The organism is Microcystis sp. LSC13-02, assembly GCA_002282935.1.
Taxonomy (GTDB): Bacteria; Cyanobacteriota; Cyanobacteriia; order Cyanobacteriales; family Microcystaceae; genus Microcystis.
Window position 1 is genome coordinate 1 of the sequence record MTBT01000011.1, and the last position, 7,804, is coordinate 7,804.

The window sequence follows — 7,804 nt, forward strand, 5'->3', positions numbered from 1 at the left end:
ATTCGGAGACTTTAAACGGACGGGTCGGAAAGCGTAAGACTTCTGTTAAAGAAGCAGCATCCCGTGAAGCGTCAACCCCATTCAGCGACCACCCTAAAAAAGTGGCGTGGTGAGGAATCGCCGTCCGTTTTACGGCGGCGAGGATGTCAAATCAGTGATGCTGTAGGTTAAGGGGTTATTATCAGCATCGGTGGGGGTAATTGTGCCAACAAGAGTGTTTAAGAGGCTATTTTCGGGTACGGTGAGGGTAGTATCGTAGAGGACTGGTGCGCTATTTTGGACGAATTTAAATGCACCGTTTGTACCGTTAACGCGAGGATTTCGGGCAATATTAAGGGGTATTGCTTCGGTGATGTTGCTATCTCCGTCTAAGTCGCGGGTATCAGCAGGGAGGGAGGCGTTATTTTGAGTTATAATAAAAGTTGAGTCTTCCAAGTTAGTTACTATAAAAACTATGGAAATTACTATTTACATTTCTGAAGCTGCGGGACAACAATTACAAAAAAAATGGGATAATTTACCTCAAAAAACTTTAGAAGCTTTAGCCATCCAAGCTTATCGAGATGGAGTAATGACTTTGGCAGAAATTCAAACCTTATTAAATTTCTCCTCTCGATGGGAAACAGACGAGTTTTTAAAACTTCATCAAGTTTATCTAGATTATACAGAGGAAGATTTAGCTGAAGACGTGAGAAATATCGAGGACTTATTATCTCAATGATTGTTGTTTCGGACACTTCACCGATTTGTTATTTAGTGTTAGTTGGAGAAATTGAATTATTGCCTCAATTATTTAAGGAAATAGTCATTCCTCAAGCGGTCTATAATGAATTAACTTCAACAAGTGCGCCAGCTATTCTGCAAAACTGGAGCGAAGAAATTCCTAAATGGTTACTTATTAATGATGTTGATCCCGTTCAAGATCAGCAATTAAATCGACTAGATTTAGGAGAGAAAGAGGCGATTATTTTAGCAGAAAAATTAAAAGCTGGCTTAATAATTATTGATAAAAAAGCATCTCGAAAAATTGCTATAGATAGAGGTCTAAAAGTTACGGGTTTATTAGGTGTTCTTGAAATAGCGATCAAACAAGACTTGATCGATATAAAAACTGCAATTGAGAAATTACAAAAAACGAGTTTTCGGGCTTCTCCTCAGTTAATTCAATCTCTTTTAGATCGATATAATTAAGAAGATAATAACAATTAATTTCAAGGGACATCAACTCTATCGTTCATGTCCTCTTCAAAATTAACTAATTCCTTGCGTTGTCGTCTTGTTTGTGCTTTTTAGAAAACAATGCCCCTAATCCTAGTGTTGGCATCGGTAGGGGTAATTGTGCCAACAAGAGTGTTTAAGAGGCTATTTTCGGGTACGGTGAGGGTAGTATCGTAGAGGAATGGTGGGCTATTTTGGACGAATTTAAAGGCACCTAAATCGACGTTTGTACCGTTAACGCGAGGATTTCGGGCAATATCAAAGGGTATTGCTTCGGTGATGTTGCTATCTCCGTCTAAGTCGCGGGTATCAGCAGGGAGGGAGGCGTTATTTCCGGCGTTGGTGATAAGATATTTTCTCCCACAAAAAAATCTTGCTTTGTGCTATGCTAAAATTGCCATTAAAACTCATAGTTAATACGAAAAACAGTATGAACGATGTAGAATTACGCCAGTGTTTAATTGAGAAGTTAGGTATCTTATCCCCAGATAATATTAATTTAATATGGCAATTTGTTGATAATTTAAACCATGAACAAGCGTCAAAAAAATCTGATAATTACCTGATAGAAAAAGCATTACAAAAATGGCAACTTCTAATTAAAAATAACCAAGAAATGGACAGTAAAAATCCTTTAAGTGAAAATGAGATTAAGATAATTTGCCAGTTTTTAGGTCAAGCTAATCAATCTCGTCCAGTAGGATTGGCTAAAGAAGAATTTGCTGTTCCCGATGATTTTAATAACCCCTTACCTGATGAAGTTTTGGACTTGTTTTATCCGCAATGAGATTGTTACTAGATACACACATTTTTCTTTGGTTAATTAGTGATAATCCTCGCTTGTCGGATAACTTGTGCGGTCAGATAAAAAATAGTAACAATGAAGTTTTTCTAAGCGTTATATCTGTTTGGGAATGCGTTATCAAGTATCAGTTAGGCAAATTAAATTTTCCCGAACATCCTGATATATATCTTCCCAAGAAAAGGAAACAGCATTTAATTAGGGCTTGCTGAATAATGGTAAAACCCTTTTAAAATAAAGCTTTTGACCTGTTAAAGTCCGATGTTAGTGCAAGAAAATAGGATTAAACTCCTGACTCCTGACTCCTGACTCCTGACTCCTACCCCCACCGAAAAACTTTTTCAGCAGACCCTAATTAATAGTTTGGTTATTGATGAAAAAAGCATAGTACATTTAAAGGATTTGCCACTCCTTCATAAAGATCCTTTTGACCGCCTTTTAATGTGTCAAGCTTTACAACATGATTTAACGATAGTTACTGAAGATAATGCAATTTTAGATTATCCTAACTTACAGTTTTTGTGAGTATGAAGAAGGGACGTAAACCCTATCGCTTACGTCACCTTTAAACATCAACTAATCATCGTCAATATCGTTTTGTTTGTGCTTTTTAGACAACAACGCCTCTAATCCTAATATTACTATTCCTAGAATTGTGAGGGGTTCAGGGACAGACTGGATAGATTTAGTGGCTACTTGTAAATTATCAATTGAAAAAAGTCCATTACCACCAAGGGGAGATATCTCGAGACGAGATGCAGGAGTAGATCTGACAACACCTAAAAACTTAAAGGCGTTTGGGTTAAGGCTACTGATTGTAGAGGCGAATACTCATAAGCCTAGTTTATTATTTTTTTTTATTCATCAGCAGAGCTTATTAAATAAATCGAGCAGAGAGAAAATATCTGGTACAATGGCACTCCTGCAAGGATTTACCTAGAGATAAGCCGATTTGTGTTGCTGAGGCTATATTTTGAGCAACTTTTCTCAAGTTATTCGGAGAATCAAGTTATTTTGTCATCAGTTAAGCTGTACTGCATTTAAACTGCGTCGGGTAAATTTTAGTACAAATGCTCAAACCCCCTCTCCCCTCTCGCTGCTCCCAATTCCGACGCTCATATCAGTGATGCTGTAGGTTAAGGGGTTATTATCGGCATCGGTGGGGGTAAATAAGTGTTATAAATAATTATAGGCTACTCAAAATAAATCTAAAATGACGACAACAGAAATTAAATTCACTCTAACTTTACCTAAAGTTCCAGAAATTCATCATCTGGAAGCTGAGAAAAAAGCTAAAGAAGCCTATGTTATGACGTTACTTCGTCATGGTGATATTAGTGCGGGACGTGCCGCAGAATTATTAGAGATCGATCATCATAAACTTTCTGATTTAATGGATCACTATAATATTTGTCCATTTCCTATGCAAACCCAAGAAGAATTACAACAAGAAGTGGCTGAGACTCTCCAAATTTTAGAGAGATATAAAAAGTAAAGTGATTATTGTCTCTGATACCACCCCTTTAAGTGAATTAGCAAAAGTTGGAAAACTTAATTTACTTCATGACATTTACGGGAAAATTATTATTCCTCAAGAAGTTTACCATGAGGTAACAACAGGAAATCATCCAGCAGTTAATTTAGTTCAATTAGCAGACTGGATAGAGAGACGAACCATTAGCAGTTCAGAAAAAGTCTCTACTTTGAAAACGATAACTAATTTAGGTTGGGGTGAATGTGCTGCTATGATTTTAGCTGAAGAATTAGAAGCCGATCAATTATTGATTGATGATTTAGAAGCTAGGCGAGTTGCTTTATCTCGAAATTTAAAAATTACTGGTACATTAGGTATTTTATTGGTCGCCAAACAACTAGGATTAATTACTAGCGTTCAGGAAGTTTTAGCTGCGTTAATTACTAAGGGTAAACGTATTAATACAAGACTGTATCAAGAGGTTTTGTCCACCGCACAAGAATCATTTTAATTATTCAATAATTGCTGAGAAAAGGACGTAAACATCATCACTCACGTCCCATGAAAACATTAATTAATTGTCGTTAGTGTTGTCTTGATTATGCTTTTTAGACAGCAATACACCTAACCCTAGTGTTGGCATCGGTGGGGGTAATTGTGCCAACAAGAGTGTTTAAGAGGCTATTTTCGGGAACGGTGAGGGTAGTATCGTAGAGGACTGGTGCGCTATTTTGGACGAATTTCAATCAACTTAAAGTACAATCAAGAATGACAGATTTAAGTAACTTAATACAAGACTGGGCAAAAGATTTCCCGCGAAGACTGACACCAACCTATAATCAGCGTTATCAATTTCAGATTAGACATTGTGGTAATGAGGAAATTCGAGTCCGAGATGGAGGAGAAGAAATTTGGGCAGATGGCATTAATTATGAAACAGGAGAGCTTATGGAAGCTAAATTTATTGAAAATCCCGCTAATAGTCCCTAGGTTGATAATTCTAATGTACCCCCTTTTATTCGGACAAAAGTTCAAGGCGATATAGAAAATGAATTTCGTCGCTATGGAGCAGTCATTAATGACCAAAAAACCCCTGTGGTTAAGTTGTTAGTAATTGTTAATATGAGAGAAGCCGTACCATTTTTTGAAAAATTACTCCGTCAGTTTAATATTCTTGGTACTGTTGTCGTTTTACCTTAAGTAAAAAGGAGAAGTTTTTAATGGAATATCTTATTACACCAGACCAACCGACCCAATGGAAAATTAACACAGTAGATTTTATTGAAAATCTCGAAAAATCTTGGCATGATACCACGATTAAAACCCTAACTAATCCCGATGATTATTATAGCATCGAATGGGTTATTAAAATTCCAGAAAAAGGGACTAGATTAGATGGAGCATTACATCGAGATGGACAAGGAATTAGTTTGGATGGATATTTAGAAGATTGTGCTACTTTTGCCATTTGGTTTCAATCTCTTGTTCCTGAAAATCAAGAATTAATGTTTTATGATCAAGGCTATAATTACTGTTTAAAGTTACAGCCAAACACAGCAATATCTGACATCATCCAGCCATTTCTAAGTCAGTCAATTTCAGTATGAAACTCAATTAATCTAGGCAAAAAGACGTAAACGCTATCGCTTACGTCCCCTTTAAACATCAATTAATCATCGTCAATATCGTTTTGTTTGTGCTTTTTAGACAACAACGCCTCTAATCCTAAGTGGGAATAAATAATCAGTTTTTAATAACCGGATTTAGTATAATACCAAATCCGTTTTTAATAATATGATTAACTGCCGATCGAGCTTTAAAAACCCAGTTATGGATTGTTTCTTGCTGCTCTGGCCTCCCCGTTTCGACAAGGACACAAGTTAACTTGTGTCCTTTTTTAGTCTTAAAATCGTAAATTAGGCTAATCCGACTAATTTAGCGCTGTATTCCCACATTTTTGCGCCTCTTTCCTCGTCGCGAGCTTGAGGAGAAACCCTTTGAACAAAGGATTTACCCTCTTTTTTCTGACGATTGCCCCAACTCCAGTAAGCGCCGGATTGACGGTATTCGGGGTCAGCAACCACCATAGCGACTCTTTCCCCGGCTAATTCTTGGGAAACATAGCCACCGGTGATATTTTTCTGGAACCAGGGGAAAAACTGCTGGAAAAAGGGGTAATGGTTGCGGAAAAGGGGTGTATCGGCCACACAACCCGGATAGAGGGAAGTAAAAGTGATTCCGGTCGATTGGTGATAGCGTTTGTGCAGTTCCCGCATGGTGAGAACATTACACACCTTACTATCTTTATAGGCTTTGACCGATTCAAATTTTTTGCCGTCGGCCATGGTAATCGGCTCTTGGAAACCGTTGGCAAACCCGTCTAAATCGCCCAAATCGGGACGAGGAGGAATTTTACCGCCTAATTCATCGGGATTATGGGTGACAGTGCCGAGAATGACTAAACGGCGGTCGGGAGAGGGAGAATTTTTTAGATCTTCCAAGAGCAAATTCGACAACAGGAAATGACCTAAATGATTGGTGGCCATGCTCAATTCATAACCGTCGGGACTTCTTAAGGGTTCTTTGAGCAAAGGCATATAGATAGCGGCATTGCAGACTAAAGCGGTTAGAGATCTGCCCAAGGCCCGGAAATTTTTAACGAAGCGCCGGACGCTATCGAGGGAACCGAGGTCGATAAATTCAATACAGTAGTTATCCCGGGGAATGTTCAACTCTTTGGCGGCCTGTTCCATTTTCGGGATATCCCGACAGGCCATAACCACAAACCAACCTCTTTGAGCAAGGGATTTAGCGGCGTAGAGACCGACTCCAGAAGTTGTCCCAGTAATGATCACCGTGGGTTTTTTATCTTGTATCATTTTTTGATAATTTTCGTTAATCGCTCTGGTCTAGGGAATATCCAAGGGATTCCGATTATAAATTTTATCGGTTGTCTTACCTGACCCCGGGGTTCGCTTTACATAACTTCAAATTTTCCTGAGTGTTCACTTATCAGTGATCAGTTATCAGTTATCAGTGATCAGATTTGAGTTTTAAGTTTACCGATCTCCCCACCACTCCACACCCTACACCCCACACCCCACACCCTACACCCCACACCCCACACCCTACAACACCCCACACCCTACACCCTACACCCCAATCCCCACACTCCAATCCCCAATTAACGAATGGGTTTAGCTAAATCACCGACTTTAAAACCATTACCGGTAATGATGCGACCGACGCTAGATTGACCATCAGCTTCGACAATTTCGAGAGTGCCAATCGGTTGAGTAATCTGACGGATAACCTTACCCGTTTGCGGATCCTTGACCGTTTGAGTCGTCCGTTCAATGGAAATGCGTAAACCGACACGATAGCCTTCTCCCGTACCTTTATTGAGAATTACCTGATTTCCTGCCACGGCAGCCACTAAAGCGGTGACAGTCGGGAGCGAGCGAGGTGTAGCGGCGATTTGGTCGGCTTTATCATTGAGATTATCCACCACCTGCGCCACTGCCTTATCGGTGGCAATACTGAGTAATTTCCCTTCGTTGGAGGTTTGGGAACCACCCCCAACCCCTAAAACCACGGTTGAACCATCGGATTGATTGGCAGTACCATCTCCCTGAGCGGTGGTAATAATTTCGGCCGTGGTGGTATTAATTGCCCGGACATTTAACTTGACAAAAGCATCGGTTTCTGTCTTGGCCGTGCTAAAAATAATAAACGAGCCACCAGATTGTTTTTTTTGTAAATCGAATTGGGTAATCGAACCGATAATCACCACATCTACCCCTAAAATTTGCCCGATTTGAGCGGCAGTAGCGGCATCTACCCGTCCCGAAGCCCCCAAATTTTGTTCTCTGAGGACAGCATCAATGCGACTGCGCTCAATGACTGTATAGCGACCACTTTCCACCAATTTATTGACGAGAATATCACTGACACCACTGGCTCCACCATTGAGAAATGTTAACCACTGGGGATTACTGAGACCGCTATAATCGAAGTCTAAAACCGCTACGCGCACCTTTTCGCTTTTTTGGGCTAAGAGTAATGGTAAATTGTTAGAGATAGCTTGGGAGAAAGCCGGTGCGTTGAAGCTAAAACCCAAACTAGAAGCAACTCCCACAAGGGTAATCAGGGCAGAAAAACCACGGATACTATCTCGATCGAACATGACAATGGGTTCTCCAGTCAATATAGAATATAGATCATCGAAAATTTTGGGTCTGAAACCCCGTCGTTCTACGACGGCTTTACCGTTAAATACTAGCGCATTTATCAAATATATGCTAAAATGT

At 39.6% G+C, this 7,804-nt stretch carries 12 protein-coding genes and 1 pseudogene; 8 read left to right on the forward strand and 5 right to left on the reverse strand.

Translation table 11 applies throughout. The features are described from left to right. Positions 1–129: 129 nt before the first annotated feature. Entirely contained in the window at positions 130–435 is a 306-nt protein-coding gene (locus tag BGL89_RS00515; protein WP_286823674.1) for a cadherin repeat domain-containing protein, read from the reverse strand. A 19-nt stretch (positions 436–454) separates the two neighbouring features. Between BGL89_RS00515 and BGL89_RS00520 the strand changes: the two genes are divergently transcribed. The 3 genes from BGL89_RS00520 to BGL89_RS00530 all read left to right on the forward strand — a co-directional run bounded on the left by BGL89_RS00520 (position 455) and on the right by BGL89_RS00530 (position 2,005). Next, positions 455–721 (forward strand): UPF0175 family protein, encoded by a 267-nt coding sequence (locus tag BGL89_RS00520; RefSeq protein WP_286823675.1) that lies wholly within the window; start codon positions 455–457, stop codon positions 719–721. After that, positions 718–1,191: a PIN domain-containing protein gene (locus tag BGL89_RS00525; protein WP_286823676.1), complete on the forward strand. Its 474-nt coding sequence runs from the start codon at positions 718–720 to the stop codon at positions 1,189–1,191. The genes BGL89_RS00520 and BGL89_RS00525 overlap by 4 nt, the downstream gene beginning before the upstream one ends. A 457-nt stretch (positions 1,192–1,648) precedes the next feature. Then, positions 1,649–2,005 (forward strand): hypothetical protein, encoded by a 357-nt coding sequence (locus BGL89_RS00530; RefSeq protein WP_286823677.1) that lies wholly within the window; start codon positions 1,649–1,651, stop codon positions 2,003–2,005. A 591-nt stretch (positions 2,006–2,596) separates the two neighbouring features. Here BGL89_RS00530 and BGL89_RS21150 read toward each other — a convergent pair. Continuing rightward, positions 2,597–2,764, reverse strand: a complete 168-nt coding sequence (locus BGL89_RS21150; RefSeq protein WP_323801823.1) for a PEP-CTERM sorting domain-containing protein — start codon at positions 2,762–2,764, stop codon at positions 2,597–2,599. Here BGL89_RS21150 and BGL89_RS00540 point away from each other — a divergent pair. The 3 genes from BGL89_RS00540 to BGL89_RS00550 all read left to right on the forward strand — a co-directional run bounded on the left by BGL89_RS00540 (position 2,709) and on the right by BGL89_RS00550 (position 4,005). Beyond that, positions 2,709–2,960 carry a hypothetical protein gene (locus BGL89_RS00540; RefSeq protein WP_286823679.1) on the forward strand — a complete coding sequence of 84 codons (252 nt, stop codon included), beginning with the start codon at positions 2,709–2,711 and terminating at the stop codon, positions 2,958–2,960. The genes BGL89_RS21150 and BGL89_RS00540 overlap by 56 nt on opposite strands. Positions 2,961–3,233: 273 nt before the next feature. Beyond that, positions 3,234–3,515: a UPF0175 family protein gene (locus BGL89_RS00545; protein WP_286823680.1), complete on the forward strand. Its 282-nt coding sequence runs from the start codon at positions 3,234–3,236 to the stop codon at positions 3,513–3,515. Position 3,516: 1 nt separating this feature from the next. After that, positions 3,517–4,005 carry a PIN domain-containing protein gene (locus tag BGL89_RS00550; protein WP_286823681.1) on the forward strand — a complete coding sequence of 163 codons (489 nt, stop codon included), beginning with the start codon at positions 3,517–3,519 and terminating at the stop codon, positions 4,003–4,005. A gap of 97 nt (positions 4,006–4,102) precedes the next feature. Here the strand turns inward: BGL89_RS00550 and BGL89_RS00555 are convergent, their stop codons facing one another. Beyond that, positions 4,103–4,240: a hypothetical protein gene (locus tag BGL89_RS00555; protein ID WP_286823683.1), complete on the reverse strand. Its 138-nt coding sequence runs from the start codon at positions 4,238–4,240 to the stop codon at positions 4,103–4,105. A gap of 22 nt (positions 4,241–4,262) precedes the next feature. Here BGL89_RS00555 and BGL89_RS21425 point away from each other — a divergent pair. Next, a pseudogene (locus BGL89_RS21425) lies at positions 4,263–4,694 on the forward strand (restriction endonuclease fold toxin-2 domain-containing protein). A gap of 20 nt (positions 4,695–4,714) precedes the next feature. Then, the gene (locus BGL89_RS00565) at positions 4,715–5,101 is read left to right on the forward strand and encodes a hypothetical protein (protein WP_286823685.1); all 387 of its coding nucleotides are present in this window, start codon (positions 4,715–4,717) and stop codon (positions 5,099–5,101) included. A 309-nt stretch (positions 5,102–5,410) separates the two neighbouring features. Here the strand turns inward: BGL89_RS00565 and BGL89_RS00570 are convergent, their stop codons facing one another. Continuing rightward, positions 5,411–6,373 carry a protochlorophyllide reductase gene (locus BGL89_RS00570; protein ID WP_286823686.1) on the reverse strand — a complete coding sequence of 321 codons (963 nt, stop codon included), beginning with the start codon at positions 6,371–6,373 and terminating at the stop codon, positions 5,411–5,413. A gap of 305 nt (positions 6,374–6,678) precedes the next feature. Continuing rightward, positions 6,679–7,680 carry a CsgG/HfaB family protein gene (locus BGL89_RS00575; protein WP_286823688.1) on the reverse strand — a complete coding sequence of 334 codons (1,002 nt, stop codon included), beginning with the start codon at positions 7,678–7,680 and terminating at the stop codon, positions 6,679–6,681. Positions 7,681–7,804: the final 124 nt, after the last annotated feature.